The sequence below is a fragment of the Solibacillus sp. iso_87 genome (assembly GCF_056173085.1).
This window is the reverse complement of record NZ_CM149656.1, coordinates 2,910,303-2,936,707: the sequence shown is the minus strand read 5'-3', so window position 1 is coordinate 2,936,707 and position 26,405 is coordinate 2,910,303. Positions and strand designations below refer to the sequence as shown.

18 protein-coding genes, 40 tRNA genes, 3 rRNA genes and 1 riboswitch are annotated in these 26,405 nt (G+C 42.9%); of the genes, 56 read left to right on the top strand and 5 right to left on the bottom strand.

From position 1 onward, the window contains the following. The first annotated feature begins 86 nt into the window (after positions 1–86). The 47 genes from AC0VXV_RS15080 (at position 87) to AC0VXV_RS14850 (ending at position 12,941) form a co-directional block, all read left to right on the top strand. A complete protein-coding gene (locus AC0VXV_RS15080; RefSeq protein WP_475528999.1) occupies positions 87–977 on the top strand; it encodes a DMT family transporter in 891 nt (296 codons plus the stop codon). 324 nt (positions 978–1,301) lie between these two features. Further along, a 16S ribosomal RNA gene (locus AC0VXV_RS15075) occupies positions 1,302–2,858 on the top strand. Positions 2,859–3,089: 231 nt separating this feature from the next. Next, positions 3,090–6,018: ribosomal RNA gene (locus AC0VXV_RS15070) — 23S ribosomal RNA — on the top strand. 87 nt (positions 6,019–6,105) lie between these two features. Beyond that, positions 6,106–6,221: ribosomal RNA gene (gene rrf, locus AC0VXV_RS15065) — 5S ribosomal RNA — on the top strand. Together the 16S, 23S and 5S rRNA genes with 20 tRNA genes alongside form the textbook arrangement of a ribosomal RNA operon. A gap of 8 nt (positions 6,222–6,229) precedes the next feature. Beyond that, a tRNA-Val gene (locus AC0VXV_RS15060) sits at positions 6,230–6,305 on the top strand. Between the two features lie 8 nt (positions 6,306–6,313). Then, positions 6,314–6,389, top strand: a tRNA-Thr gene (locus AC0VXV_RS15055). Between the two features lie 4 nt (positions 6,390–6,393). Then, a tRNA-Lys gene (locus AC0VXV_RS15050) sits at positions 6,394–6,469 on the top strand. Between the two features lie 16 nt (positions 6,470–6,485). Continuing rightward, a tRNA-Leu gene (locus tag AC0VXV_RS15045) sits at positions 6,486–6,570 on the top strand. Positions 6,571–6,618: 48 nt separating this feature from the next. After that, positions 6,619–6,693, top strand: a tRNA-Gly gene (locus tag AC0VXV_RS15040). A 4-nt stretch (positions 6,694–6,697) separates the two neighbouring features. Next, positions 6,698–6,786, top strand: a tRNA-Leu gene (locus AC0VXV_RS15035). A 19-nt stretch (positions 6,787–6,805) separates the two neighbouring features. Further along, positions 6,806–6,882: transfer RNA gene (locus AC0VXV_RS15030), tRNA-Arg, on the top strand. A gap of 8 nt (positions 6,883–6,890) precedes the next feature. After that, a tRNA-Pro gene (locus AC0VXV_RS15025) sits at positions 6,891–6,967 on the top strand. An 8-nt stretch (positions 6,968–6,975) separates the two neighbouring features. After that, positions 6,976–7,051: transfer RNA gene (locus tag AC0VXV_RS15020), tRNA-Ala, on the top strand. A 28-nt stretch (positions 7,052–7,079) separates the two neighbouring features. Further along, positions 7,080–7,153 (top strand) — tRNA-Met (locus tag AC0VXV_RS15015). 7 nt (positions 7,154–7,160) lie between these two features. Next, positions 7,161–7,237: transfer RNA gene (locus AC0VXV_RS15010), tRNA-Ile, on the top strand. A 20-nt stretch (positions 7,238–7,257) separates the two neighbouring features. Further along, positions 7,258–7,350 (top strand) — tRNA-Ser (locus AC0VXV_RS15005). A 45-nt stretch (positions 7,351–7,395) separates the two neighbouring features. Continuing rightward, a tRNA-Met gene (locus AC0VXV_RS15000) sits at positions 7,396–7,470 on the top strand. A gap of 3 nt (positions 7,471–7,473) precedes the next feature. Continuing rightward, positions 7,474–7,549: transfer RNA gene (locus tag AC0VXV_RS14995), tRNA-Asp, on the top strand. Between the two features lie 5 nt (positions 7,550–7,554). Continuing rightward, positions 7,555–7,630 (top strand) — tRNA-Phe (locus AC0VXV_RS14990). Between the two features lie 3 nt (positions 7,631–7,633). Next, positions 7,634–7,707: transfer RNA gene (locus tag AC0VXV_RS14985), tRNA-Gly, on the top strand. 11 nt (positions 7,708–7,718) lie between these two features. After that, positions 7,719–7,795 (top strand) — tRNA-Ile (locus AC0VXV_RS14980). A gap of 11 nt (positions 7,796–7,806) precedes the next feature. Then, positions 7,807–7,882, top strand: a tRNA-Asn gene (locus AC0VXV_RS14975). Positions 7,883–7,895: 13 nt separating this feature from the next. Beyond that, positions 7,896–7,986, top strand: a tRNA-Ser gene (locus tag AC0VXV_RS14970). Positions 7,987–7,988: 2 nt separating this feature from the next. After that, positions 7,989–8,060 (top strand) — tRNA-Glu (locus AC0VXV_RS14965). Positions 8,061–9,133: 1,073 nt separating this feature from the next. Further along, a tRNA-Val gene (locus AC0VXV_RS14960) sits at positions 9,134–9,209 on the top strand. A gap of 8 nt (positions 9,210–9,217) precedes the next feature. Further along, positions 9,218–9,293 (top strand) — tRNA-Thr (locus AC0VXV_RS14955). Between the two features lie 6 nt (positions 9,294–9,299). Continuing rightward, a tRNA-Lys gene (locus AC0VXV_RS14950) sits at positions 9,300–9,375 on the top strand. A gap of 16 nt (positions 9,376–9,391) precedes the next feature. Beyond that, positions 9,392–9,476, top strand: a tRNA-Leu gene (locus tag AC0VXV_RS14945). 48 nt (positions 9,477–9,524) lie between these two features. Beyond that, a tRNA-Gly gene (locus AC0VXV_RS14940) sits at positions 9,525–9,599 on the top strand. Between the two features lie 4 nt (positions 9,600–9,603). Beyond that, positions 9,604–9,692: transfer RNA gene (locus tag AC0VXV_RS14935), tRNA-Leu, on the top strand. Positions 9,693–9,711: 19 nt separating this feature from the next. After that, positions 9,712–9,788 (top strand) — tRNA-Arg (locus AC0VXV_RS14930). A gap of 8 nt (positions 9,789–9,796) precedes the next feature. Continuing rightward, a tRNA-Pro gene (locus AC0VXV_RS14925) sits at positions 9,797–9,873 on the top strand. An 8-nt stretch (positions 9,874–9,881) separates the two neighbouring features. After that, positions 9,882–9,957: transfer RNA gene (locus AC0VXV_RS14920), tRNA-Ala, on the top strand. A gap of 28 nt (positions 9,958–9,985) precedes the next feature. After that, a tRNA-Met gene (locus AC0VXV_RS14915) sits at positions 9,986–10,059 on the top strand. Positions 10,060–10,066: 7 nt separating this feature from the next. Beyond that, positions 10,067–10,143, top strand: a tRNA-Ile gene (locus AC0VXV_RS14910). Positions 10,144–10,163: 20 nt separating this feature from the next. Beyond that, positions 10,164–10,256, top strand: a tRNA-Ser gene (locus AC0VXV_RS14905). 45 nt (positions 10,257–10,301) lie between these two features. Beyond that, positions 10,302–10,376 (top strand) — tRNA-Met (locus AC0VXV_RS14900). A gap of 3 nt (positions 10,377–10,379) precedes the next feature. Then, a tRNA-Asp gene (locus AC0VXV_RS14895) sits at positions 10,380–10,455 on the top strand. A 5-nt stretch (positions 10,456–10,460) separates the two neighbouring features. Next, positions 10,461–10,536, top strand: a tRNA-Phe gene (locus tag AC0VXV_RS14890). Positions 10,537–10,539: 3 nt separating this feature from the next. After that, a tRNA-Gly gene (locus AC0VXV_RS14885) sits at positions 10,540–10,613 on the top strand. Between the two features lie 11 nt (positions 10,614–10,624). Then, a tRNA-Ile gene (locus tag AC0VXV_RS14880) sits at positions 10,625–10,701 on the top strand. Positions 10,702–10,712: 11 nt separating this feature from the next. Beyond that, a tRNA-Asn gene (locus tag AC0VXV_RS14875) sits at positions 10,713–10,788 on the top strand. A 13-nt stretch (positions 10,789–10,801) separates the two neighbouring features. Next, positions 10,802–10,892 (top strand) — tRNA-Ser (locus AC0VXV_RS14870). Positions 10,893–10,894: 2 nt separating this feature from the next. Next, positions 10,895–10,966, top strand: a tRNA-Glu gene (locus tag AC0VXV_RS14865). Between the two features lie 75 nt (positions 10,967–11,041). Continuing rightward, positions 11,042–11,668 (top strand): NUDIX hydrolase, encoded by a 627-nt coding sequence (locus AC0VXV_RS14860; protein WP_475528998.1) that lies wholly within the window; start codon positions 11,042–11,044, stop codon positions 11,666–11,668. Between the two features lie 105 nt (positions 11,669–11,773). Beyond that, complete coding sequence (locus AC0VXV_RS14855; RefSeq protein ID WP_475528997.1) at positions 11,774–12,532, top strand: MerR family transcriptional regulator; 759 nt, start codon at positions 11,774–11,776, stop codon at positions 12,530–12,532. 64 nt (positions 12,533–12,596) lie between these two features. After that, positions 12,597–12,941, top strand: a complete 345-nt coding sequence (locus tag AC0VXV_RS14850; RefSeq protein WP_475528996.1) for a TraR/DksA C4-type zinc finger protein — start codon at positions 12,597–12,599, stop codon at positions 12,939–12,941. 41 nt (positions 12,942–12,982) lie between these two features. Here AC0VXV_RS14850 and AC0VXV_RS14845 read toward each other — a convergent pair whose 3' ends face one another. Beyond that, the gene (locus AC0VXV_RS14845; protein WP_475528995.1) at positions 12,983–13,900 is read right to left on the bottom strand and encodes a 1,4-dihydroxy-2-naphthoate polyprenyltransferase; all 918 of its coding nucleotides are present in this window, start codon (positions 13,898–13,900) and stop codon (positions 12,983–12,985) included. A gap of 242 nt (positions 13,901–14,142) precedes the next feature. On the opposite strand from AC0VXV_RS14845, the gene AC0VXV_RS14840 reads away from it, so the two are divergent. The 5 genes from AC0VXV_RS14840 (at position 14,143) to AC0VXV_RS14820 (ending at position 20,405) form a co-directional block, all read left to right on the top strand. After that, entirely contained in the window at positions 14,143–15,525 is a 1,383-nt protein-coding gene (locus tag AC0VXV_RS14840; RefSeq protein ID WP_475528994.1) for an isochorismate synthase, read from the top strand. Continuing rightward, on the top strand, positions 15,518–17,251 hold the full coding sequence (menD, locus tag AC0VXV_RS14835) for a 2-succinyl-5-enolpyruvyl-6-hydroxy-3-cyclohexene-1-carboxylic-acid synthase (RefSeq protein ID WP_475528993.1): 1,734 nt from the start codon (positions 15,518–15,520) through the stop codon (positions 17,249–17,251). The genes AC0VXV_RS14840 and menD overlap by 8 nt, the downstream gene beginning before the upstream one ends. Continuing rightward, positions 17,233–18,045, top strand: coding sequence for a 2-succinyl-6-hydroxy-2,4-cyclohexadiene-1-carboxylate synthase (gene menH, locus AC0VXV_RS14830; RefSeq protein ID WP_475528992.1), 813 nt, complete (start codon positions 17,233–17,235; stop codon positions 18,043–18,045). Before menD ends, menH begins: the two co-directional genes overlap by 19 nt. A 21-nt stretch (positions 18,046–18,066) precedes the next feature. Continuing rightward, the gene (gene menB, locus AC0VXV_RS14825) at positions 18,067–18,891 is read left to right on the top strand and encodes a 1,4-dihydroxy-2-naphthoyl-CoA synthase (RefSeq protein ID WP_340716047.1); all 825 of its coding nucleotides are present in this window, start codon (positions 18,067–18,069) and stop codon (positions 18,889–18,891) included. 77 nt (positions 18,892–18,968) lie between these two features. Then, positions 18,969–20,405, top strand: a complete 1,437-nt coding sequence (locus AC0VXV_RS14820; protein ID WP_475528991.1) for an o-succinylbenzoate--CoA ligase — start codon at positions 18,969–18,971, stop codon at positions 20,403–20,405. Between the two features lie 52 nt (positions 20,406–20,457). Here AC0VXV_RS14820 and AC0VXV_RS14815 read toward each other — a convergent pair whose 3' ends face one another. The 3 genes from AC0VXV_RS14815 to AC0VXV_RS14805 form a co-directional block, all read right to left on the bottom strand. Continuing rightward, entirely contained in the window at positions 20,458–21,450 is a 993-nt protein-coding gene (locus tag AC0VXV_RS14815) for a metal ABC transporter solute-binding protein, Zn/Mn family (RefSeq protein WP_475528989.1), read from the bottom strand. Between the two features lie 104 nt (positions 21,451–21,554). After that, complete coding sequence (gene yidD, locus AC0VXV_RS14810; RefSeq protein WP_475528988.1) at positions 21,555–21,788, bottom strand: membrane protein insertion efficiency factor YidD; 234 nt, start codon at positions 21,786–21,788, stop codon at positions 21,555–21,557. A 2-nt stretch (positions 21,789–21,790) separates the two neighbouring features. Further along, the gene (locus tag AC0VXV_RS14805; protein WP_251686421.1) at positions 21,791–21,943 is read right to left on the bottom strand and encodes a hypothetical protein; all 153 of its coding nucleotides are present in this window, start codon (positions 21,941–21,943) and stop codon (positions 21,791–21,793) included. A gap of 208 nt (positions 21,944–22,151) precedes the next feature. Between AC0VXV_RS14805 and AC0VXV_RS14800 the strand changes: the two genes are divergently transcribed. The 4 genes from AC0VXV_RS14800 to AC0VXV_RS14785 all read left to right on the top strand — a co-directional run bounded on the left by AC0VXV_RS14800 (position 22,152) and on the right by AC0VXV_RS14785 (position 24,329). Further along, positions 22,152–22,595: a Dps family protein gene (locus AC0VXV_RS14800; protein ID WP_475528986.1), complete on the top strand. Its 444-nt coding sequence runs from the start codon at positions 22,152–22,154 to the stop codon at positions 22,593–22,595. A 128-nt stretch (positions 22,596–22,723) separates the two neighbouring features. After that, positions 22,724–23,032, top strand: coding sequence for a transposase (locus AC0VXV_RS14795; protein WP_475528985.1), 309 nt, complete (start codon positions 22,724–22,726; stop codon positions 23,030–23,032). Between the two features lie 66 nt (positions 23,033–23,098). Continuing rightward, positions 23,099–23,560: an NUDIX hydrolase gene (locus AC0VXV_RS14790; protein ID WP_475528984.1), complete on the top strand. Its 462-nt coding sequence runs from the start codon at positions 23,099–23,101 to the stop codon at positions 23,558–23,560. Then, positions 23,550–24,329 (top strand): alpha/beta hydrolase family protein, encoded by a 780-nt coding sequence (locus AC0VXV_RS14785; RefSeq protein WP_475528983.1) that lies wholly within the window; start codon positions 23,550–23,552, stop codon positions 24,327–24,329. Before AC0VXV_RS14790 ends, AC0VXV_RS14785 begins: the two co-directional genes overlap by 11 nt. Before the next feature lie 76 nt (positions 24,330–24,405). Here AC0VXV_RS14785 and pckA read toward each other — a convergent pair whose 3' ends face one another. After that, complete coding sequence (gene pckA, locus AC0VXV_RS14780; RefSeq protein ID WP_475528982.1) at positions 24,406–25,992, bottom strand: phosphoenolpyruvate carboxykinase (ATP); 1,587 nt, start codon at positions 25,990–25,992, stop codon at positions 24,406–24,408. A 199-nt stretch (positions 25,993–26,191) separates the two neighbouring features. Beyond that, positions 26,192–26,307, top strand: a riboswitch (SAM riboswitch). Positions 26,308–26,405 lie beyond the last annotated feature (98 nt).

The window sequence follows — 26,405 nt, the reverse complement described above, 5'->3', positions numbered from 1 at the left end:
TTAATAAGGTATAGTTTGATAATGTGAATATGAGGTATCGCAAAATATTTCGTATTAGATGATATATATAGAAAGAAGGGGTTTTAGTGGAAAAACCACCAATCCACCCGTATATTCCTATTATTATTGGCGTAATCTCTGTTTCCCTTTCTGCGATTTTTGTAAAACTTGCAAGTGCAGATGCTGGAGTTATTGCATTTTATCGTATGCTGTTTTCGATATTGATAATGCTCCCGTGGTTTTTAATGAAATATAGCAATGAAATAAAAGTGCTGTCAAAACGTGATTGGATATTTTCATCAATCGCAGGGGTATTTTTATCATTTCATTTTATATTATGGTTTGAATCATTAAATTACACTTCTGTAGCAAGTTCTACTGTATTGGTAACAATGCAGCCGCTATTTGCATTTATCGGAACGTATTTATTCTTCAAAGAAAAAATAACGCTCCAGACATTTATTGCAGGGGGCATTGCGATTTTAGGCAGCGTCCTGATTAGTTGGGGAGATTTCCAAGTTAGCGGTACGGCACTTTATGGGGATATATTAGCATTGATTGCATGTGCCTTAATAACGGGTTATTTATTGTTCGGGCAAGATGTACGGAAAAGATTGTCTCTTGTTACTTATACGATGGTCGTGTATTCCGTAAGTACAATAACTTTATTCTTTTATATTATTATAAAAGGGGAATCATTCGGTCCATATCCGGCGATTGATTGGATGTGGTTTATTCTATTGGCGATTATTCCAAACTTATTAGGGCATAATCTTTTCAACTGGGCATTGAAATGGACAAGTACGAATGTAATTTCGATTGCGATTTTATTCGAACCGGTTGGTGCAGCTCTACTTGCGATCTTTATCTTCAATGAATATTTGACTGTTTCCCAAATAGTAGGTGGATTGGTCGTTATTTTGGGGATTACGTTGTTTGTAGTAGACTTGAAAAAGTTTTTTAGAAAAAAAGCTTGATTTTAACTATCCTTTTGAGGTATATTATTACTTGTCCTTAAGAGGATGGTTGCTTCAAAAATATTTTACAATAATTATTGACTTCAATAAAACATTGTAATATAATAATGGAAGTCGCTACCGAAGCGAAAAAATATCGAAAAATGTTATTGACATAATAGATATGAAATGATAACATTGAGAAGTTCCTTTTCGGAGCACAATGAACCTTGAAAACTGAACAAGCAACGTTAATGAAACAAGCTTCTTAAATGAAGCAAACAATAGATTCCAACTTCTAACGAAGTTGGATCGCTAGCAAAGCAAATGAGCTTTCAAACTACTTTTATGGAGAGTTTGATCCTGGCTCAGGACGAACGCTGGCGGCGTGCCTAATACATGCAAGTCGAGCGGGAATTTTATTGGTGCTTGCACCTTTAAAATTTTAGCGGCGGACGGGTGAGTAACACGTGGGTAACCTACCTTATAGATTGGGATAACTCCGGGAAACCGGGGCTAATACCGAATAACACTTTTTAACACATGTTTTGAAGTTGAAAGACGGCATCTCGCTGTCACTATAAGATGGACCCGCGGCGCATTAGCTAGTTGGTGAGGTAACGGCTCACCAAGGCAACGATGCGTAGCCGACCTGAGAGGGTGATCGGCCACACTGGGACTGAGACACGGCCCAGACTCCTACGGGAGGCAGCAGTAGGGAATCTTCCACAATGGACGAAAGTCTGATGGAGCAACGCCGCGTGAGTGAAGAAGGATTTCGGTTCGTAAAACTCTGTTGCAAGGGAAGAACAAGTAGCGTAGTAACTGGCGCTACCTTGACGGTACCTTGTTAGAAAGCCACGGCTAACTACGTGCCAGCAGCCGCGGTAATACGTAGGTGGCAAGCGTTGTCCGGAATTATTGGGCGTAAAGCGCGCGCAGGTGGTTCCTTAAGTCTGATGTGAAAGCCCCCGGCTCAACCGGGGAGGGTCATTGGAAACTGGGGAACTTGAGTGCAGAAGAGGATAGTGGAATTCCAAGTGTAGCGGTGAAATGCGTAGAGATTTGGAGGAACACCAGTGGCGAAGGCGACTGTCTGGTCTGTAACTGACACTGAGGCGCGAAAGCGTGGGGAGCAAACAGGATTAGATACCCTGGTAGTCCACGCCGTAAACGATGAGTGCTAAGTGTTGGGGGGGTTCCGCCCCTCAGTGCTGCAGCTAACGCATTAAGCACTCCGCCTGGGGAGTACGGTCGCAAGACTGAAACTCAAAGGAATTGACGGGGGCCCGCACAAGCGGTGGAGCATGTGGTTTAATTCGAAGCAACGCGAAGAACCTTACCAGGTCTTGACATCCCGGTGACCACTATGGAGACATAGTTTCCCCTTCGGGGGCAACGGTGACAGGTGGTGCATGGTTGTCGTCAGCTCGTGTCGTGAGATGTTGGGTTAAGTCCCGCAACGAGCGCAACCCTTATTCTTAGTTGCCATCATTCAGTTGGGCACTCTAAGGAGACTGCCGGTGATAAACCGGAGGAAGGTGGGGATGACGTCAAATCATCATGCCCCTTATGACCTGGGCTACACACGTGCTACAATGGACGGTACAAACGGTTGCCAACCCGCGAGGGGGAGCTAATCCGATAAAACCGTTCTCAGTTCGGATTGTAGGCTGCAACTCGCCTACATGAAGCCGGAATCGCTAGTAATCGCGGATCAGCATGCCGCGGTGAATACGTTCCCGGGCCTTGTACACACCGCCCGTCACACCACGAGAGTTTGTAACACCCGAAGTCGGTGAGGTAACCTTTTGGAGCCAGCCGCCGAAGGTGGGATAGATGATTGGGGTGAAGTCGTAACAAGGTAGCCGTATCGGAAGGTGCGGCTGGATCACCTCCTTTCTAAGGATTTTTCGGAATCATTCCCTTGGGGAATGAAACATTAACGGTTGCTGTTCAGTTTTGAAGGTTCATTCTTAAATGAATGGAACACTTCAAAACCTTTGTTCTTTGAAAACTGGATAAAACGACATTGAAAGCAATAAATCAAATTTCTATTTTATAGATTTTTAAACAAGTCAAGCAATTGACGTGTAAACTTAAATCTTGGATTATATCCAAGTGTTAACTTTTGGTTAAGTTAATAAGGGCGCACGGTGGATGCCTTGGCACTAGGAGTCGATGAAGGACGGCACTAACACCGATATGCCTCGGGGAGCTGTAAGTAAGCTTTGATCCGGGGATTTCCGAATGGGGGAACCCACTATCTTTAATCGGATAGTATCTTCACGTGAATTCATAGCGTGTTGAAGACAGACGCAGGGAACTGAAACATCTAAGTACCTGCAGGAACAGAAAGAAAATTCGATTCCCTGAGTAGCGGCGAGCGAAACGGGAAGAGCCCAAACCAAAGAGCTTGCTCTTTGGGGTTGTAGGACACTCTATACGGAGTTACAAAAGAATGAACTAGACGAAGCGACTTGGAAAGGTCCGCGAAACGAGGTAAAAGCCCTGTAGTCAAAAGTTCATTCCCTCCAGAGTGGATCCTGAGTACGGCGGAACACGTGAAATTCCGTCGGAATCCGGGAGGACCATCTCCCAAGGCTAAATACTACCTAGTGACCGATAGTGAACCAGTACCGTGAGGGAAAGGTGAAAAGCACCCCGGAAGGGGAGTGAAATAGATCCTGAAACCGTGTGCCTACAAGTAGTTAGAGCCCGTTAATGGGTGATAGCGTGCCTTTTGTAGAATGAACCGGCGAGTTACGATTACGTGCGAGGTTAAGTTGAGAAGACGGAGCCGCAGCGAAAGCGAGTCTGAATAGGGCGAATTAGTACGTGGTCGTAGACCCGAAACCAGGTGATCTACCCATGTCCAGGGTGAAGGTGAGGTAACACTCACTGGAGGCCCGAACCCACGCACGTTGAAAAGTGCGGGGATGAGGTGTGGGTAGCGGAGAAATTCCAATCGAACCTGGAGATAGCTGGTTCTCTCCGAAATAGCTTTAGGGCTAGCCTCGTGATTGAGAATACCGGAGGTAGAGCACTGTTTGGACTAGGGGGGCATCTCGCTTTACCGAATTCAGACAAACTCCGAATGCCGGATATTTATACACGGGAGTCAGACTGCGAGTGATAAGATCCGTAGTCAAGAGGGAAACAGCCCAGACCACCAGCTAAGGTCCCCAAGTAATCGTTAAGTGGAAAAGGATGTGGCGTTGCTTAGACAACCAGGATGTTGGCTTAGAAGCAGCCATCATTTAAAGAGTGCGTAATAGCTCACTGGTCGAGTGACGCTGCGCCGAAAATGTATCGGGGCTAAACGATTCACCGAAGCTGTGGATGCATACTTTGAGTATGCGTGGTAGGAGAGCGTTCTAACAGCGTTGAAGTCAGACCGGAAGGACTGGTGGAGCGGTTAGAAGTGAGAATGCCGGTATGAGTAGCGAAACATGGGTGAGAATCCCATGCACCGTATGACTAAGGTTTCCTGAGGAAGGCTCGTCCGCTCAGGGTTAGTCGGGACCTAAGCCGAGGCCGATAGGCGTAGGCGATGGACAACAGGTTGATATTCCTGTACCACCTCCTCACCGTTTGAGAAATGGGGGGACGCAGTAGGATAGGGTAAGCACGCCGTTGGTTGCGCGTGTTCAAGCAGTAAGGCGTGTATGTAGGCAAATCCGCATACTATAACGTTGAGCTGTGATGACGAGCTCGTATGAGCGAAGTTCCTGATTTCACACTGCCAAGAAAAGCCTCTATCGAGGTGAGAGGTGCCCGTACCGCAAACCGACACAGGTAGTCGAGGAGAGAATCCTAAGGTGTGCGAGAGAACTCTCGTTAAGGAACTCGGCAAAATGACCCCGTAACTTCGGGAGAAGGGGTGCTTCTTTGGGTGCATAGCCTAGAGAAGCCGCAGTGAATAGGCCCAGGCGACTGTTTAGCAAAAACACAGGTCTCTGCAAAACCGTAAGGTGACGTATAGGGGCTGACGCCTGCCCGGTGCTGGAAGGTTAAGAGGAGCGGTTAGCGCAAGCGAAGCTGTGAATTGAAGCCCCAGTAAACGGCGGCCGTAACTATAACGGTCCTAAGGTAGCGAAATTCCTTGTCGGGTAAGTTCCGACCCGCACGAAAGGCGTAACGATCTGGGCACTGTCTCAACGAGAGACTCGGTGAAATTATAGTACCTGTGAAGATGCAGGTTACCCGCGACAGGACGGAAAGACCCCGTGGAGCTTTACTGTAGCCTGATATTGAATTTTGGTACAACTTGTACAGGATAGGTAGGAGCCAGAGATCTCGGAGCGCCAGCTTCGAAGGAGGCGTCGGTGGGATACTACCCTGGTTGTATTGAACTTCTAACCCATGCCCCTTAGCGGGGTAGGAGACAGTGTCAGGCGGACAGTTTGACTGGGGCGGTCGCCTCCTAAAAGGTAACGGAGGCGCCCAAAGGTTCCCTCAGAATGGTTGGAAATCATTCGTAGAGTGTAAAGGCATAAGGGAGCTTGACTGCGAGACCTACAAGTCGAGCAGGGTCGAAAGACGGGCTTAGTGATCCGGTGGTTCCGCATGGAAGGGCCATCGCTCAACGGATAAAAGCTACCCCGGGGATAACAGGCTTATCTCCCCCAAGAGTCCACATCGACGGGGAGGTTTGGCACCTCGATGTCGGCTCATCGCATCCTGGGGCTGTAGTCGGTCCCAAGGGTTGGGCTGTTCGCCCATTAAAGCGGTACGCGAGCTGGGTTCAGAACGTCGTGAGACAGTTCGGTCCCTATCCGTCGTGGGCGTAGGAAATTTGAGAGGAGCTGTCCTTAGTACGAGAGGACCGGGATGGACATACCGCTGGTGTACCAGTTGTCTTGCCAAAGGCATCGCTGGGTAGCTATGTATGGACGGGATAAGTGCTGAAAGCATCTAAGCATGAAGCCCCCCTCAAGATGAGATTTCCCATTACGCAAGTAAGTAAGACCCCTGAAAGACGATCAGGTAGATAGGTTCGAGGTGGAAGTGCGGTGACGCATGCAGCTGACGAATACTAATCGGTCGAGGACTTAACCACATTTTATTGCTCAATTCAATGAAACGTTTATCCAGTTTTGAAAGAATGAAAATTCTTTTACATAGGCTTATTTAAAGCCCAATATAGTGAAGTGATGATGGCAAAGAGGTCACACCCGTTCCCATACCGAACACGGAAGTTAAGCTCTTTAGCGCCGATGGTAGTTGGGGGCTTCCCCCTGTGAGAGTAGGACGTCGCTTCGCAAAAATTTGGAGGATTAGCTCAGCTGGGAGAGCACCTGCCTTACAAGCAGGGGGTCGGCGGTTCGAGCCCGTCATCCTCCACCATTTTAAATGCCGGTGTAGCTCAGTTGGTAGAGCAACTGACTTGTAATCAGTAGGTCGAGGGTTCGACTCCTTTCGCCGGCACCATGTAGAGCCATTAGCTCAGTTGGTAGAGCATCTGACTTTTAATCAGAGGGTCGAAGGTTCGAGTCCTTCATGGCTCACCAGTTTATATACTGCTTAGCGGGTGTGGCGGAATTGGCAGACGCACTAGACTTAGGATCTAGCGCCGCAAGGCGTGGGGGTTCGACTCCCTTCACCCGCACCATTTTAATTTTCATATTACTGTCAGAGTAAAAAATATCTTAAGCATTTTGCGGAAGTAGTTCAGTGGTAGAACACCACCTTGCCAAGGTGGGGGTCGCGAGTTCGAACCTCGTCTTCCGCTCCAAAATGCCGGGGTGGCGGAACTGGCAGACGCACAGGACTTAAAATCCTGCGGTGAGTGATCACCGTGCCGGTTCGATTCCGGCCCTCGGCACCATCTTTTAAATAAACAATATGCGCCCGTAGCTCAATTGGATAGAGCGTCTGACTACGGATCAGAAGGTTGTGGGTTCGACTCCTGCCGGGCGCGCCATATTATTTCGGAATGTAGCTCAGCTTGGTAGAGCACTTGGTTTGGGACCAAGGGGTCGTAGGTTCGAATCCTGTCATTCCGACCATCATTTATGGGGCCTTAGCTCAGCTGGGAGAGCGCCTGCCTTGCACGCAGGAGGTCAGCGGTTCGATCCCGCTAGGCTCCACCATAATTTTTGTAACCAAAATAAAGATCCTGGCGGTGTAGCTCAGTTGGCTAGAGCACTCGGTTCATACCCGAAAGGTCGTGGGTTCGACTCCCTCTGCCGCCATCTTAAAGGACCTTTAGCTCAGTTGGTTAGAGCAGACGGCTCATAACCGTCCGGTCACAGGTTCGAGTCCTGTAAGGTCCACCAGTTAACGTACTAATCATAACGGAGGTATACCCAAGTCTGGCTGAAGGGATCGGTCTTGAAAACCGACAGGCGGGTAACACCGCGCGGGGGTTCGAATCCCTCTACCTCCTCCATTTTTACAAACTGTGTACTTAAAACAGGTTCAAACATCATATTATCGCGGGGTGGAGCAGTGGTAGCTCGTCGGGCTCATAACCCGAAGGTCGCAGGTTCAAGTCCTGCCCCCGCAACCAAATGGTCCCGTGGTGTAGCGGTTAACATGCCTGCCTGTCACGCAGGAGATCGCCGGTTCGATCCCGGTCGGGACCGCCATTTGTGGGTTTGTAGCTCAGTTGGTAGAGCATTAGATTGAAGCTCTAAGTGTCGGCGGTTCGATTCCGTCCAAACCCACCATATGCGGGTGTAGTTTAGTGGTAAAACCTCAGCCTTCCAAGCTGATGTTGTCGGTTCGATTCCGATCACCCGCTCCAGTTTTTAAATAGGGCCTATAGCTCAGCTGGTTAGAGCGCACGCCTGATAAGCGTGAGGTCGATGGTTCGAGTCCATTTAGGCCCACCATATACAACTATTCCGAAGTAGCTCAGTTGGTAGAGCATCCGGCTGTTAACCGGCAGGTCGCAGGTTCGAGTCCTGCCTTCGGAGCCATTTTTCTATTTTTGGGGACATACTCAAGAGGCTGAAGAGGCGCCCCTGCTAAGGGTGTAGGTCGCGTAAGCGGCGCGAGGGTTCAAATCCCTCTGTCTCCGCCATCGGCCCGTTGGTCAAGTGGTTAAGACACCGCCCTTTCACGGCGGTAACACGGGTTCGAATCCCGTACGGGTCATACATAGAAAAACGAAAAACGCTAAGTACTGTTACCTGTACTTAGCGTTTTTTTGTTGCGTTAAAAGCTCTCTTAACATAATAAACAATGCAGCTATATTTATGGGCTGAATAATTTCTTACAAAATATTATGCTGTCTTATAATAAAGATAAAAAAATCTTGTTGAAATATAATTGCTTCAATTAACCCAAAATCGGAATCTATTTTAAACTCATATTATTTTATTACTACTGGCTGGAAAGGCATACTTCCTCGATCACTATATTGGAAGTTTCATGAATTAAGGAAGAACAAGATATTAGGAAAGAGCGGAAAAGAAGCAGAAATTTTGCGGTTATTTAATCAAGGTCGATTGTGAACAGGCAAGTTTAGTTGACGCTATATTAGAGGGCTGTTTAAATACCGATTTCCCATCATTAATCTAAATAGGGGTATAAAAATCCCCGGTTCACCAAAAAGCTCGTAATAAGCAATTTAATAGGTAATAACAAGGATTTAACGCTCGAATCGTGTAATCCAAATAAAATTGCGGTATGCAACAACATCATCGAATGGAATAGCGCAATTCTAAGCGCATTTAAACATGGGAATTATTATTATAGAATAATAAAATACATTGAAGATAATGGAAATAATATAAAGATAAAGAGTGTAATGAGAAACCAATAGGTAGAAATAATAAAAAGGTGAATTCTATCAATGCTTTAAAAAATAATGATAAATGTACGAACATTTTCTTGACAGCTTTAATCTATAAAATGTATAAATAAGTAGTCGTATATTCTAAAACACTTGATATTTAGAAGTAATATTAATAATTATATCAGAATGATTTATAAATATTAAAAACAAGTCTTGATAAAGTCTGTCAAACATATTAGAATTTCGTTATACTAAGTAAACGTTTTCATGAATAACCTCGATTGGTAAATGAAAAAAATAGGAATTAATATATTTTTTAAAAATAATTTCAAAAAAGGTATTGCATTATAAAAAAAGTAATGATAATATAAATCTTGTCCTTAAGAGATAGGACATGCGGTTACGAAAGAGTAATCAGTAAATACCCATTGGAGGATTAGCTCAGCTGGGAGAGCACCTGCCTTACAAGCAGGGGGTCGGCGGTTCGAGCCCGTCATCCTCCACCATTTTAAATGCCGGTGTAGCTCAGTTGGTAGAGCAACTGACTTGTAATCAGTAGGTCGAGGGTTCGACTCCTTTCGCCGGCACCATTTAGAGAGCCATTAGCTCAGTTGGTAGAGCATCTGACTTTTAATCAGAGGGTCGAAGGTTCGAGTCCTTCATGGCTCACCAGTTTATATACTGCTTAGCGGGTGTGGCGGAATTGGCAGACGCACTAGACTTAGGATCTAGCGCCGCAAGGCGTGGGGGTTCGACTCCCTTCACCCGCACCATTTTAATTTTCATATTACTGTCAGAGTAAAAAATATCTTAAGCATTTTGCGGAAGTAGTTCAGTGGTAGAACACCACCTTGCCAAGGTGGGGGTCGCGAGTTCGAACCTCGTCTTCCGCTCCAAAATGCCGGGGTGGCGGAACTGGCAGACGCACAGGACTTAAAATCCTGCGGTGAGTGATCACCGTGCCGGTTCGATTCCGGCCCTCGGCACCATCTTTTAAATAAACAATATGCGCCCGTAGCTCAATTGGATAGAGCGTCTGACTACGGATCAGAAGGTTGTGGGTTCGACTCCTGCCGGGCGCGCCATATTATTTCGGAATGTAGCTCAGCTTGGTAGAGCACTTGGTTTGGGACCAAGGGGTCGTAGGTTCGAATCCTGTCATTCCGACCATCATTTATGGGGCCTTAGCTCAGCTGGGAGAGCGCCTGCCTTGCACGCAGGAGGTCAGCGGTTCGATCCCGCTAGGCTCCACCATAATTTTTGTAACCAAAATAAAGATCCTGGCGGTGTAGCTCAGTTGGCTAGAGCACTCGGTTCATACCCGAAAGGTCGTGGGTTCGACTCCCTCTGCCGCCATCTTAAAGGACCTTTAGCTCAGTTGGTTAGAGCAGACGGCTCATAACCGTCCGGTCACAGGTTCGAGTCCTGTAAGGTCCACCAGTTAACGTACTAATCATAACGGAGGTATACCCAAGTCTGGCTGAAGGGATCGGTCTTGAAAACCGACAGGCGGGTAACACCGCGCGGGGGTTCGAATCCCTCTACCTCCTCCATTTTTACAAACTGTGTACTTAAAACAGGTTCAAACATCATATTATCGCGGGGTGGAGCAGTGGTAGCTCGTCGGGCTCATAACCCGAAGGTCGCAGGTTCAAGTCCTGCCCCCGCAACCAAATGGTCCCGTGGTGTAGCGGTTAACATGCCTGCCTGTCACGCAGGAGATCGCCGGTTCGATCCCGGTCGGGACCGCCATTTGTGGGTTTGTAGCTCAGTTGGTAGAGCATTAGATTGAAGCTCTAAGTGTCGGCGGTTCGATTCCGTCCAAACCCACCATATGCGGGTGTAGTTTAGTGGTAAAACCTCAGCCTTCCAAGCTGATGTTGTCGGTTCGATTCCGATCACCCGCTCCAGTTTTTAAATAGGGCCTATAGCTCAGCTGGTTAGAGCGCACGCCTGATAAGCGTGAGGTCGATGGTTCGAGTCCATTTAGGCCCACCATATACAACTATTCCGAAGTAGCTCAGTTGGTAGAGCATCCGGCTGTTAACCGGCAGGTCGCAGGTTCGAGTCCTGCCTTCGGAGCCATTTTTCTATTTTTGGGGACATACTCAAGAGGCTGAAGAGGCGCCCCTGCTAAGGGTGTAGGTCGCGTAAGCGGCGCGAGGGTTCAAATCCCTCTGTCTCCGCCATCGGCCCGTTGGTCAAGTGGTTAAGACACCGCCCTTTCACGGCGGTAACACGGGTTCGAATCCCGTACGGGTCATACATAGAAAAACGGAAAACGCTAAGTACTGTTAACATGTACTTAGCGTTTTTTTGTATAAAAGGAGCGGATTTTGTGAATGAACGTTTAAAAGTATTTGATCAATATTATAAGGAAACGGGCATTGAACATCGTGATCTCGTCCATGCAAAAGGTTATTGGCATGAAGTGTTTCATTGCTGGATTATTGAAAAAACAGATTCTGAATGGCGTATTTATTTACAGCTGAGAAGCAAAAATAAAAAGGATTACCCAAATCAATTTGATATTACGGCAGCTGGTCATATACTGGCAACGGAGACGATTGAAGATGGTGTACGCGAATTAGAGGAAGAAGTAGGGCTTAACGTAATGTTTTCGCAATTAACGTCACTTGGAGTCATCCCATACAGTATAGACAATGAAATAATAAAGGATTATGAGTTTGCAAATGTATTTGTTTATGAATTAACAGGAGGAATTGAGCAGTTTACTCTTCAACGAGAAGAACTGGATGGTATATACTCTGCTAACTTAAAACAATTTATATTGCTTGCGAAACAAAAAATAAAGAAAATCGAAGTATCCGGTTATAAATACGAAAATGATATTCGTCATGATGAAGTGAAGCAGATCGGACTAGAACACATGTCTGCACTACCAGAAAGCTATTTGGTCGAGTTTATCCCAAGATTGAAAAAGATGTTACTTGAAGCAACCTGAAAACTTAGGTTAGCTTCTTTTTTTATAAAATAATTAAGAAAAAATAATTAACTATTGACCTTCACGTTACGTCAACCTTTATAGTACTAAATAGGAGGTGATCATGTGCTGATTAATGAACTAGTCAAGCTATCGGGTGTGAGTGCACGCACACTACGTTATTATGATGAAATCAGTTTGCTGAGGCCTTCTGCAGTTGCGGAAAATGGCTACCGGCAATATAGCCAAGAGGATATTGACCGGTTACAGCAAATACTATTTTACCGGGAGCTTGATTTTAAGTTAGAAGAAATAAAAAAGTTGCTCGATCATCCAGATTATGAAGTAAAAGAAGCACTAAAAAAACAATCCGAGCTATTACAAAAGAAAAGAAGATATATCGACGACTTACTAATAACAATAGAACAAACAATCCAAACGATGGAAGGGGAACTTAAAATGACAAATGAACAAAAGTTTGACGTGTTTAGAAATAATTTAATTGAAGAAAACGAAAAGAGCTACGGCCAGGAAATACGTGATAAATACGGTGAAGCTCAAGTGGAAGCGAGCAATAAGAAATTCAGGGATATGACTGAAGAGCAATATAATGCAATGCAGCAATTGGAACACCAACTGTTTCAACGATTAAAAGAAGCGATGGCGTCCGGGGATGTAACGTCAGACGTTGCAATGGAAGCAGCGGAGCTTCATAAACGCTGGCTAAGCTTCTCTTGGGCAAAGTATACCCCAGAAGCACATATAGGCCTAGCGCAAATGTATATAAGCGATGAACGGTTTACTGCCTACTATGATGAGCGTGTCGGTGACGGTGCTTCACAATTTTTACATGATGTAATCGCTGTTTATGCAGCGAACAAATAAGAAAAGATGTTTAGAAATCCTCATATAGGTAATATTTTATTAATGGAAAAAAGGGGGATTTTATATGGATATCAATCAATTACAACAATTGCGCAGCATTTTGGAAGAGGAGCTTGCAACATTGCAGGAGCATGTTAATGAAGAACCTCCTTTAGAGGATACAGAAATAACTGCAGTTGATAATCATCCGGCAGATGCAGCAACCGATTTAACGACAATTGTAACAGAAAAAACATTAAGTGAATTGAAGGAAGACGAAATTGAAAGAATTCAAACGGCTTTAAACGCAATGGATGAGGGCACATATGGGGAATGTATCGTATGTGGAAAAGAGATCCCTTTTGAGCGTTTAGAAGCGATTCCAACAACTTTAACATGTATTGATCATGTAGAAGAAGTGACTGAATAGTAAAAGAGGTATGTTGATCACTCAACATACCTCTACTAGTTTTAAATGAAATATGAAATTAATAGACCTACAGCCAATAAAAAGCCGAAAATCGTGTTTGTTTGGGCTGTATATTTCATTGCCGGCATTACTTCAAGCGGTTTTTCTTTTGCCCGGAATAATTTAATCGCTTCAATCGGTTTCTTCACGCTTAATAATACAAGCAGTGCCCATGGTGTTAAATGGCCAATAACTACAAGAACGATAATCCAAATATACGAAACAATAAAGAAACCAGCAAGTACTGTTACAGCATTATGTCGGCCGACTAAAATGGCCATAGTTTTACGTCCGCCTTCTGTATCTCCAACAATATCCCGGATATTATTAGAAAGCATAATTGCCCCAACTAAAATCATACTCGGCACAGAAATAATTACAGCATCAGCTGTTACATCTCCTGTTTGAATAAAGAAGGCAATTAGAACAATCCCCATACCCATTACTGCCCCTGAAACCAGCTCCCCGAACGGTGAATAAGCAATCGGATAAGGTCCTCCAGTATACAAATAGCCGATCAGCATACATACAAGACCGACAGCAACAAGCCACCAGGATGTCATGGCACATATGTAAACGCCTAAAAGCATCGCGATACCGTAAAAGCTTAGCGCAATAGCCATAATTGTTTTTGGTGCTACACCATGTCGGACGATTGTGCCTCCAATACCGACTGAGTTTTCATTATCCAGGCCTAGTTTATAATCATAATATTCATTGAACATATTAGTTGCTGCCTGTATTAGCATACTGGCAATAAGCATTGCAAAAAATAGTCCGAAATGAATTGTTTCATGATTTATTGAAAGTGCCATTGACGTACCTAATAATACAGGTACAAATGAAGCTGTTAATGTGTGGGGACGTGTTAAATGCCACCAAACTTTAAATCCCTTGTCCGCTTCAACGACTTTTGTCATAAAAAAACGCTCCTTACTAAATACAATTATCTAAACTATTGTAATGCAAATAAAACAAATTGAACAGAGTGAAGGGACAATACATGTAACGTTTGCTCGAAAAATGTTATGATAGGAAGGTATTATTTACTGCGCGAACGCAAAAAAAATGAGCAAATTATATAAAAATTCAGGCACGTATTAAAATAACGCTATACTTGCATCATACTTAGTGAATTTGCAACATGACGGAGGGAATTTTCATGCAACACAAGTGGTACAACGCCACTGAAATAGAAGTAGGCTCAAATTCAAAGCAAATTTTTTATATGGAAACAATCGAAGTAAGCCGATTATCCGCATTGGCATTTTTTGCAGCGGGCGAATCGAAGTATAAAGGAAAACGCAACTACTGGCAAAATCGGGAAAAAACCTTCACATTGGTTGGTTTAGGACATGCCTATACAATCGAAAACAATGCGTCTGACGCTCGTTTCGATTTAGTGGAACGTGAATGGAAAAAACTGACGAGTCAAATCATACAGGAAGATCAGCATCTGCAGCCTATCCTTTTTGGCGGCTTTACTTTTGATCCACAAAATGAAGTTTCGGCAGAATGGACAAACTTCCCGCAAAGCTACTTTTCTGTCGCAACACATCAGTTAGTAATTCGCAATGATAAAGCTTATGTAACAATCAACTATATTACGGATGAGGAAAACAGCGCGAAAACGTTTGAAGCACTTCGTAAAGAACGTGATGAACTCATTCATGCAGCACAGGTGAAGGAAGTGAAAACTTATCCGAAACCCACGATGACAAGCTATATGGAACCGTATAAGCAGGAATATTTAAATTCCATTAATAAGGTGACAAGCCTGATCAAAGCAAACGAGGCGCAAAAGGTTGTCATTGCACGATCTTTAGCATTGCAATTTGAGGAAACGATTACATCTCCGCAAATTTTGTCGCATGTCGTACATGAGCAGCCGGAGAGCTATTTGTTTGGCTTGGAACATGGTAATTTACTATTTTACGGTGCATCACCGGAACGTTTAGTAAAAGTAGACAACGGGCGTGCCTATTCTTCATGTGTAGCAGGCTCGATTAAGCGCGGTACAACAGCTGAAGCCGACGAGGAATTAGGAAAAACGTTGCTGAGCGATCTGAAAAACCTTGGTGAGCATCATTATGTTGTTGAGATGATTACCGATACATTTAACAAGAATTGTACGGAAGTAAAAGTCCCTCATGGACCGAAGCTATTAAAAATCCGTGATATTCAGCATTTATATACACCTGTTGAAGGACAGTTGAATGAAGAAGCAACAATTTTGCAGCTCGTGAAACATTTGCATCCAACACCAGCATTAGGCGGTGTTCCGCGTGAACAGGCAATGGAAATAATCCGGACATATGAGCCTATGAACCGAGGGCTGTATGCGGCGCCAATCGGCTGGCTTGATGCCGATGGAAATGGTGAGTTTGCAGTAGCAATTCGTTCGGCTGCATTAGTACAGGATAAAGCGTATTTATATGCAGGCGGAGGCATTGTCGAAGATTCGGAAGCACAATCGGAATATGAAGAGACACTCGTGAAATTCCGTCCAATGCTTCGAGCTTTAGGAGGCGAATTACATGAATGATCGTGAAGTATTATCCAATTATGTTTATACGATTGTGTCAGCGTTAGTAGCATCTGGTGTAGAGCAGGTTGTCGTAAGTCCCGGCTCCCGCTCTACACCGCTTGCCTATGCATTTGCCTCAACGAAGGAAATCGAAATGCATCGCCAAGTCGATGAACGGGCCGCAGCCTTTTATGCGCTAGGTTTAGCTAAATCGACTGCAAAACCAGTCGTACTCGTATGTACATCGGGAACAGCAGCGGCCAATTACTATCCGGCCATAGTCGAAGCAAAATATGCTCGAGTACCGCTAATCGTTTTAACAGCAGACCGTCCGCATGAATTGCGCGAAGTAGGTGCACCACAGACGATCAATCAAGTGCGGTTATACGGTGAAAATGTGAAGTGGTCCGCAGAATTTCCGATTCCGGATGAGGCACCGCAAACGCTTCCATTTATCGAACGCCATACAGTGCGTGCGGTAAATATTGCAACGACAGCACCGTTTGGACCGGTCCATTTAAATATTCCGTTCCGTGAACCGTTAATCATTGATTTTGCGGAAACTTTGCCGGTTTCAAGCTATATTAAAAGCTATACAAATGAGCTTCAGCCTGCCAAGCAAGCGATGGCTGAACTGACAGAAATCATCGAACAAACAACGACCGGAATCCTGATCGTAGGGGAATTGCCGCTGGGAACGAACACGGAACATTTATGGGATTTTATTCGTGAAGTGAAATGGCCGGTCATGATTGAAAGCTTATCGAACTTGCGCACAGAAATACCGGAAGATTGCCAAATATATGCGATTACTACATATGATGCATTGATGAAAAATGAGCGCTTCAAGCGAAATGTTCGACCACAAACGGTCATTCGTTTCGGAGCACAGCCTGTTTCTAAATTTTTAATGCAGTTTATCGTACAGGCAAACCCGCAAAGCTATATTGTCATCGATGAAGATCCGATGTATAGAGATTCTACTCATATGTCGACACATTTCATTCATGCCTTACCAGGAGAATGGCTGTCGGATGTGAAATTAGCGCATTCTCAAGCAGAAATGGCATACGTTCAATTTTGGAAAATGGCAGATTTACTTGCAGCTGATGTTATTGAAAAGTACAGTCAATTTGCCGATGACGAAGGGGCTATGGTACAGGCCTTCCTTACAAGTATTGAGGAAGACGCCGACATTTATGTCAGCAGCAGTATGCCGATTCGTGATATTGATACGTTTTTACTTACACAAAATCGCCCTGTTCAAATTTTCGCAAACCGAGGAGCAAACGGGATTGATGGGGTAACATCTACAGCACTTGGATTCAGTAATGGCCGCAAAAACCGCAAAACGTATTTATTGATTGGTGATTTGGCATTTTTGCATGATGCCAATGCATTTGTTGCAAGTCGTTATCAGGAATGTGATTTGACGGTAATTGTCATGAATAATGACGGTGGCGGCATTTTCTCTTATTTACCGCAATCGAAGGTAGAGGAGCATTATGAAGATCTTTTTGGTACACCGACTGCACTGACATTCGAACAAATGGCCAAAATGTATGAGTTGGATTACGTAAAAGCAACATCATTGGAACAATTTACGACTGCATTGGCTGCGGATAAACAAACATCGATTAAACTAATCGAAGCTTTCACAGATCGAGAAGAAAATGTGAAGCAGCACCGTCAGCTATGGGTGCGGATTCATGAGGTGATGGAACAATGGCTCGATTCACTGTAAAAGGGTTGGATGTGCATATTGAACAGTGGAATGAACAGGCAACTCAAACGATTGTTTTTCTCCACGGTTTTACAGGGAGCACAAATACTTGGAAAAAGGTCGTTTCGCAACTGCCGTCAAACATCCGTTGTATTGCTGTTGATTTAATCGGACACGGTAAAACGGCAGCACCGGGTACTGTTGAGTTCTACTCGATGGCATTTCAAGTGGAACTGCTGCATGAACTGTTTCATCAATTACAGCTTGATACTTACTCGGTGGCAGGCTACTCGATGGGAGGACGTGTGGCGCTGAGCTATGCGGTTCGTTATCCGTCTGAAATCGAGCATTTGCTTTTGGAAAGTGCATCTCCCGGTCTATTGGATGAACAGCAGCGTACTATACGAAAACAGGCGGATGATACACTGGCGGAAAAGATCCTTGAAAATGGGATTGAGTCATTCGTAAACAAGTGGGAAAATATTCCGCTGTTTGCTTCTCAAAAAAGTCTTCCAGCAGAAGTACAGCAGGAAATTCGATCCGAGCGCATACAGCAAAGGGATACCGGTCTTGCAAACAGTCTGCGCGGTATGGGAACAGGTGTAATGCCGGAACTTTGGGACAAGCTTGATACACTAACAATGCCTGTGACACTCGTTACCGGACAGCTTGACGAAAAATTCGTTCAATTAAACAATGAAATGCAAGAGCGTATCGAAAAAGCAAATCATCTTATAATTCCAGCAGTTGGCCACGCAATTCATGTGGAAAATCCGACAAAGTTTGCTACAATAGTAAAGGAAACGATTTCATAACCGAATTAGGAGGCAATATATATGACAAAGCAACGTCTATGGACATCTTTACATACTTACGAAGATATTAAGTATGAATACTATAACGGAATCGCAAAAATTACGATTAACCGTCCAGAAGTTCGCAACGCTTTCCGTCCAAAAACAACAGCGGAAATGATCGATGCTTTCACACGTGCTCGTGATGATGAGCGTGTTGGCGTAATTATTTTAACAGGTGAGGGCGAGCATGCATTCTGCTCAGGCGGCGACCAAAAAGTACGCGGTCATGGCGGCTATGTAGGCGATGACGAAATTCCTCGCTTAAACGTTTTAGATTTACAAACGTTAATCCGTAAAATTCCTAAACCGGTTGTAGCGATGGTAGCAGGTTATGCAATCGGCGGCGGCCACGTACTGCACGTAGTATGTGACTTAACAATCGCTGCAGAAAATGCACGTTTCGGTCAAACAGGACCTAAAGTTGGTTCGTTCGATGCTGGTTACGGTTCAGGTTACTTAGCACGTATCGTAGGACATAAAAAAGCTCGTGAAATCTGGTACTTATGCCGTCAGTACGATGCGCAGCAAGCACTTGAAATGGGCTTAGTAAACACAGTTGTACCATATGAGCAGTTAGAAGATGAAACAGTAAAATGGTGTGAAGAGATGCTGGAAATGTCTCCAACAGCATTACGTTTCTTGAAAGCTGCAATGAACGCAGACACAGACGGTTTAGCTGGTATCCAACAGCTTGCTGGTGATGCGACACTTCTTTACTACACAACTGATGAAGCAAAAGAAGGCCGCGATGCATTCAAAGAGAAACGTAAACCAGACTTCGGTCAATTCCCTCGTTTCCCTTGATTTGTTCGTTATAATATTCAAAAGGGATGTCCGAAAATTTTGGACATCCCTTTTCTTTACGATAGGAGGAAAAAGGGATGCAGCCAAACTGGATAAAGCAACGAGCCTATTTAACACCGAATCGGGTTGCACTGAGCTTTCATGACGAACAATGGACATTTAAAGAGCTTTATTTAAAGTCTGTCAACTTAGCATATAAATTAAATACACTTCGTTTAACGAATGGAAAACGGGTAGCTATTTTAGCACCGTCTACACCGTCTTTAATCGAACTGCTTTACGCATGTATGCAGGCACAGTGTGAGATGGTGCTTTTAAATGGAAGACTCGCTAAGCAGGAGCTTGCGTATCAAGTTGAAGATGCAGAAGTGGATGCGATATTAGTAGCCGATGATGAGCTTGCGAAACTTCCTGATGATGCCCGGATCATTCCATTTTCCAAGCTTTATGAAACAACTGAGTCAGAATTTGAGATTGCAGCACAGTGGGAAGAGGATTTTGCACTGACAATCATGTATACATCCGGAACAACAGGGTTACCGAAAGGCGTCTGTCAAACTGTTTCAAACCATAGTTCCAGCGCAATCAGCTCAGCATTGAACTTAGGCATTTCAGAGAACGATATATGGCTTTGTACTGTTCCGATTTTTCATATAAGTGGTTTTTCGATTGTCGTCCGTTCATTGCTATATGGGATGAAAATACGCTTATATGAAAAATTCGATGCCAAAGAGTGTGCTCGGGAAATTATGGAAGGTACCGTTACGAAAATGTCGGTCGTTTCGGTCATTCTTGAAAATATACTTTCCGAAATGGAGCAGGCTGGTCAAAAAGCACATCCGCATTTTACAACCGCTTTGGCAGGTGGCGGCCCAGTACCGGTCGATTATTTAAAGCGTGCGGAAAAACTGGATTTACGTGTTGCCCAAACTTACGGTATGACTGAAACATCTTCACAAACCGCGACATTGGCAAACGAGGATGCCATGACACATATCGGTTCTGCCGGCAAGCCACTGTTTTTCAATGAAATTAAAATTGATGCAAAAGACGGGGAATCCATAGGTGAAATTTTAATCCGCGGACCTCATGTAACACCAAAATATATCGGCCGCTTTAAAGACAAACCGACGACCATCAATGGCTGGCTTCATACAGGAGATGTCGGTTATTTAGATGAACAAGGGTATTTATACGTCGTCGATCGCCGCAGCGACTTGATTATTTCAGGTGGAGAAAATATTTATCCGGCAGAAATTGAAAACGTACTCCTCGGACATCCAAACGTAAAAGAGGCGGGTGTATGTGGAATCGAGCATGACAAATGGGGGCAAGTACCTGTTACCTTTATTGTTGCCAAAAAACAGATGATAGAACAAGAAATCATCGACTTCTGCATACAGCACTTAGCAAATTATAAAGTCCCGAAACAAGTTCACTTCGTCAGCCATTTACCTCGAAGCGGCTCCAATAAGCTTTTGCGAAGAAAATTGATGCAGCTGCTGGAAGAGTGATGCCGAAATAAAAAGGTCCAAGCATAAATGAATGCTTGGACCTTTTGTGTTATTAATTGCTTAAAGCTTGTTTGAGGACATCCATATTTTTACGCATTAATGTGAAGTAGTCTTCATTGTTTTGGATATCTTCTTTTGTTAAAACACTTAAATTATGCAATGTTAATGTTTCTGCATTTACTTCTTTTTGAATTATTTCCGTTAATTTTGAAGAAACATTTTGCTCGAAGAAAATATATTGGATTTCTTCTTTTTTTGCTAAATCAACAATTGCCGTTAATTCCTTTTGTGACGGTTCACTTTGCGAGTTAAGACCAGCTACAGGAACTTGGTTGAAGCCGTAATGTCCCGCAATATAGCCGAATGCTGCATGCGATACAAAGAAAGTTTTCTTTGTTGTAGCTGCAGCCATCGCTTCAAAGTCTGAATGCAATGTTGCAAGGTCTGTTACTAATTGCTCGTAGTTTGAATTGAATATTGCTTCATGTTCCGGTAACGCCGCAACAAGTTCATTTTTAATCGTTAATGCCAACTGCTGTGAAATGACCGGTGATAACCATACATGGGCATCATGTTCTTCATGTGCATGCTCTTCTCCATGATCATGTCCATGGTCATCATGTTCCTCATGCTCAGCATGTGTATGTCCTGTTGAAATATGAAGCTGATCTTCCGTTACATTGGCAGCTGTAGGGACTAACTTTACATCTTCATTTGCCAAAGTTTTTTGCGCATTTTCAACAAAGCCTTCTAATCCAAGACCGACATAGAAAAATAAATCCGCATCTGCTAATGCCATCATATCTTTTTGAGTTGGTTCAAATGAATGTTCATTTGCACCTGCTGGATAAATAGATGAGACATCAACAAACTCTCCACCAATTTGTTCCGTGAAATACTGCAATGGATAAACGGTTGTATAAACCGATAGTGAATCTTCATTTTGCTGCAGCTCGCTTGTATCTTTTTTAGTATCTTCTGTGTTACAAGCAGCTAATAATAAAATTAGTGTAAACATCGAAATGATTGAAAACCATCTTTTCATTATAAACAAGTCTCCTTAATAGTAATAATTACGATTTGTATTTTTGAACATTTTCAATCATACAGGATTCAATAAAAAAAAACAATATAAAAAGCCTTCGAAAATTATTTTTTTTTCGAAGGCCATTTTTCAGGTACTGGATCGAATCCACCTGGATGAAGCGGCTGACATTTTAGTATTCGAATAACAGTCATGATCGCTCCTTTAATTGCACCATGTTTTTGAATTGCTCCAATTCCATAGTGTGAGCAGGTCGGATGGAACCGGCAAGAAGGTGGCGTCATGGGCGAAATATATTTTTGATAAAGACGAATTAATCCGATGAATAGTTTTCTCATTGCTATTTTTGTTCTCCATTTTTATAAGTCCGAATTGGTTTGTCATCAACGGTTTGTTTTAATGATACGTTGTTTTTCCGGGCAAGTAAAATAATAGAGAATGCGAATATCCCCATAATCGTTATGATAATAATCAATACAATAGGTAAGCTCATTTTTTTCACCTCGTATCCTTCCATATTACAGGAAAAAATTGAGGTGAGTGTGAATAATGAGTGAACTAAATGTTTTAAGAAGTGCAAGAACGGATATAATACAAGTAATGATACATTTCTAAAAATAATAGAAATAGTAAGCTGATTTTATATCAGGATTAAAATTTCGCATAAGAAGTTTTAAATATAATTTATGAGGTGAAGGACAATGGCAAAGAAACAATTAAACACACAATTAAATGATTTAGTAGCAACATGGTCGGTAATGTACACAAAGTTACATAACTATCACTGGTATGTAAACGGACCATCATTCTTTACATTACACGTCAAATTTGAAGAGCTTTATAACGAGGTAACATTAAATTTAGATGAAATTGCAGAACGTATTTTAACTAAGGGCGGCAAGCCTGTTGCAACATTAAAGGAACATTTAGAGCTTTCTCTAATTGAAGAGGCTTCCGGAAAAGAAGAAACAGAGGAAATGGTTTCTAAATTAATCGAAGACTTCAATACAATCATGGAAGCTTTAAATAAGGCAATGGAAACAGCTTCAGAAGAAGGCGATGATCGTACAGAGGATTTACTGAATGCTCAATTCCAAAGCCTTGAGAAACATACATGGATGTTAAATGCTTATTTAGGCAAATAATATCGGATAAACGACTCCAAATGCGGGGTCGTTTTTTTTCGTTTGTTGGAATACGGAATGACTGAACAATATACTTCCGATGTATAAACGAGATTATTGAAGTCCACCTTAACTAAGAGGTGAGAATAATGAAAAAAAATAATGTTTACGTATCAGTTGCCAATTTAACATGCAATTTGCATCCTGGATCATCGTATGAATTTGTATTGACAATGGAACCTTTAAAAGCGCGTGTATTTATGAAGCTGTTCAATCAGATGCAGGAGCTGGAGGCATCAAATGCATTCCGTGCCCATATGCCGTTTATTCCATATCATTTGGACAGATTAAATCATGAGATCGATCACCGTCTAAAAAAAGTCTATGCCCTCATTCATGAATTCGGTGACGAGGAGGCGAAGAAATTCGTTGAGCAACTGCTGTACTTTACTCGCTAATTAGGCGATTTGATTGAACGGGAGACATCTGTTCGTTACACTATATAGTAGGAGTTGAGCGAAAAGATGTTTACATTTATCGATGAAAATAATTTAAAAGTAGATTTAAGATTTGATGAAGGTCCTTTCGAAGTTGAACCGAAGCATGTATTGGCACTCGTACGATATAAAGGGAAATGGTTATGCACGATTCATCATCGTCGTGGCGTAGAGTTTCCTGGCGGCAAGCAGGAACCCGGCGAGACATTATACGAAGCGGCTATCCGTGAAGTATATGAAGAGGCAAATGTGGTCATAGAAGATGTAAAATGGTTTGCCTACTATATTGTGCATGATGAGATTCCCTTTTGCAAAGCGGTCTTCACTGCTAAGGTAAAGGACATTGAACCTTTTACAGGAGACCATGAAACAGAAGGCATGTTATGGCTGACAGAAGAAGAGCTGTGGCAGGAGCCAAAATTAAGTTTCTATATGCGGGATGCAGGAATGAAAATGATGTTGCAGGAAGTGAAAAATCATGAACGATAATGGTAAGATTTTTTCGATACACCATTACCCATCACCCAATCCTCATATCCGATTAGATGAAATTACGTATTGGTCACAAGGACTGCGTGTAAAAGGATTATTGGCGCGTCCTAAAGCCCCTGGTACATATGAAGCGCTTTTATATTTGCGTGGGGGACTTCAATCAATCGGCATGGTCAGACCTGCACGCATTGCCCAATTTGCGATGCAAGGCTTCGTTGTATTTGCTCCATATTATCGTGGAAATCGCGGAGGAGAAGGTAAGGACGAATTTGCCGGCGATGACCGTTATGATGCGGTTAACGGCATAGAAGTATTGAAACAATTTATTCAAGTGAACAAAGTGAATTTATATGGTTTTTCCCGCGGCGGGTTAATGGTATTGTGGACAGCGATTTTACGTGATGATATTAAATCGCTCGTGACATGGGCAGGTGTATCGGATACGATAGCGACATATTGGGAACGTGTTGATATGCGGCGCGGCTTAAAAAGAATTGTTGGCGGTACTCCAAATAAAGTACCAGAAAACTATGATGACCGTACACCATTATTTGAAATCGAAAAGCTTCAAACCCCCGTACTTATTATCCATGGTACTGAAGATCAGCATGTTGATATAGAGCATGCCTATAAACTGGAGCAGTACTTAAAAAAAGAAGGGAAATCTGTTGAGACATGGTACTCATCTGGATTAAAACATCACTATCCTCCAAACCTAAACCGTGACACTGTGAAAAACTTATGTAATTGGATGAAACACCAATAAACACAAAAAAAAACAGCATTTTTCTCTAAGAGAAAAATGCTGTTTTTTGATTAAATAAACGTAGCAAATTAGTAAATTATACTAATGGGCCGCCTTTTTGAACGATTTCTTCATCAACATTCTCGAATTTCTTGAAGTTATTTTTAAACAGTTCAGCAAGTTCAGAAGCTTTTTTGTCATATGCAGCTTTGTCTGCCCATGCATCACGAGGATTTAATACGTTAGTTGGCACACCTTCAATTTCTACTGGGATGTTTAATCCGAATACAGCATCTTTTGTAGTGTCAACGTTATTTAATTTCCCTTCGATTGCAGCACGAACCATTTTGCGTGTATATGAAAGCTTCATACGGCTACCTACACCGTATTCGCCACCAGTCCAACCTGTGTTTACTAAGAATACTTGTGAACCGTGCTCATCAATTTTCTTACCTAATTGCTCTGCATAAACTGTTGCAGCAAGCGGTAGGAATGGAGAACCGAAGCATGTCGAGAATACTGGTTCTGGCTCTGTTACACCACGTTCTGTGCCGGCAAGTTTAGAAGTGAAACCGCTTAGGAAGTGATACATTGCCTGCTCTTTAGTCAATTTAGAGATAGGAGGTAATACACCAAATGCATCGGCTGTTAAGAAGACGATTGTATTTGGATGACCTGCTACTGATGGTAAGACAATATTGTCGATAAAGTCGATTGGGTAAGCAACACGTGTGTTTTCTGTTAAAGAACCGTCTGCATAGTCACATTCACGTGATTCAGGGTCTACCGCCACGTTTTCCAATACTGAACCAAAGCGGATCGCATTGTAAATTTCCGGCTCATTTTCAGCGGATAGGTTGATTGTTTTTGCGTAGCAACCACCTTCAATGTTGAATACACCGTTGTCAGACCAGCCGTGCTCGTCATCACCGATTAAGTTACGGTCTTTGTCAGCTGATAACGTAGTTTTTCCTGTACCAGATAAACCGAAGAATAATGCTACATCGCCTTCTTCACCAACGTTAGCAGAGCAGTGCATTGGGAAGATACCTTGTTCAGGTAACAAGTAGTTCATAATACCGAAGATTGACTTCTTCATTTCACCTGCGTACTCAGTTCCGCCGATTAAGATGATTTTCTTTTCGATAGATGTTATAATGAATGTTTCCGATCCTGTACCGTCTACTTCAGGATCTGCTTTGAAGTTTGGCGCAGATACGATTGTAAACTCGGCAACATGTTTAGCCAATTCGTCTGCTGTTGGGCGGATGAACAATTGATGACAGAATAGATTATGCCAAGCATATTCATTAATTACTTTGATAGATAATTGAGACTCTTTGTCTGCACCAGCAAAACCGTTGAATACATATAACTCGTCACGTTCTTTTAAGTAATTTAAAACTTTCACATAAAGTTTATCAAATACCTCTGCAGAAATCGGACGGTTAACTTTGCCCCAATCGATTTTATTGTTGCAAATTTCTTCTTTTACTATATATTTATCTTTTGGAGAACGGCCAGTGTATTTTCCTGTTTGGGCACGTAATGCGCCTTCAACAGTCAGCACGGCTTCTCCGCGTGATGTAGCTTTTTCAACTAATTGTGGAACAGATAATTGAGTTTTGATGTTTTCCCCGTTTAAAAGTTCTTTCAGCTCGTTAGCAATTTCTACCGAATTCATCTATTAAATACCATCCTTTTTTATAGTATTCCCTTATAGAGGGGAGTTGATTCCTAATTCAAAAATAGTATAACACATTAAGTGAAATAATCTATACTAATTGCAAATTATTTTTTCCGGAATTTTAAACATTGCGAAATACGTCAAAATTTGTTGACAGCACTTGTTTTTTTGCGTAAGATGTTTAATTGAACGGATACTCTTATCCCGAGCTGGTGGAGGGGCAGGCCCTATGAAACCCGGCAACCTGCGTATATTTTATACGTGTTGGTGCCAACCTGATGCAAGGGCAAAAATTCCCTTGAACGATAAGAGTGAAAGGTAACGAAACGTAATATCCTTTCCTCACGTGTGATGAACACGGCTATGAGAGAAAGGATTTTTTTATTTTGTTTTACAATTTCGTACTGAGC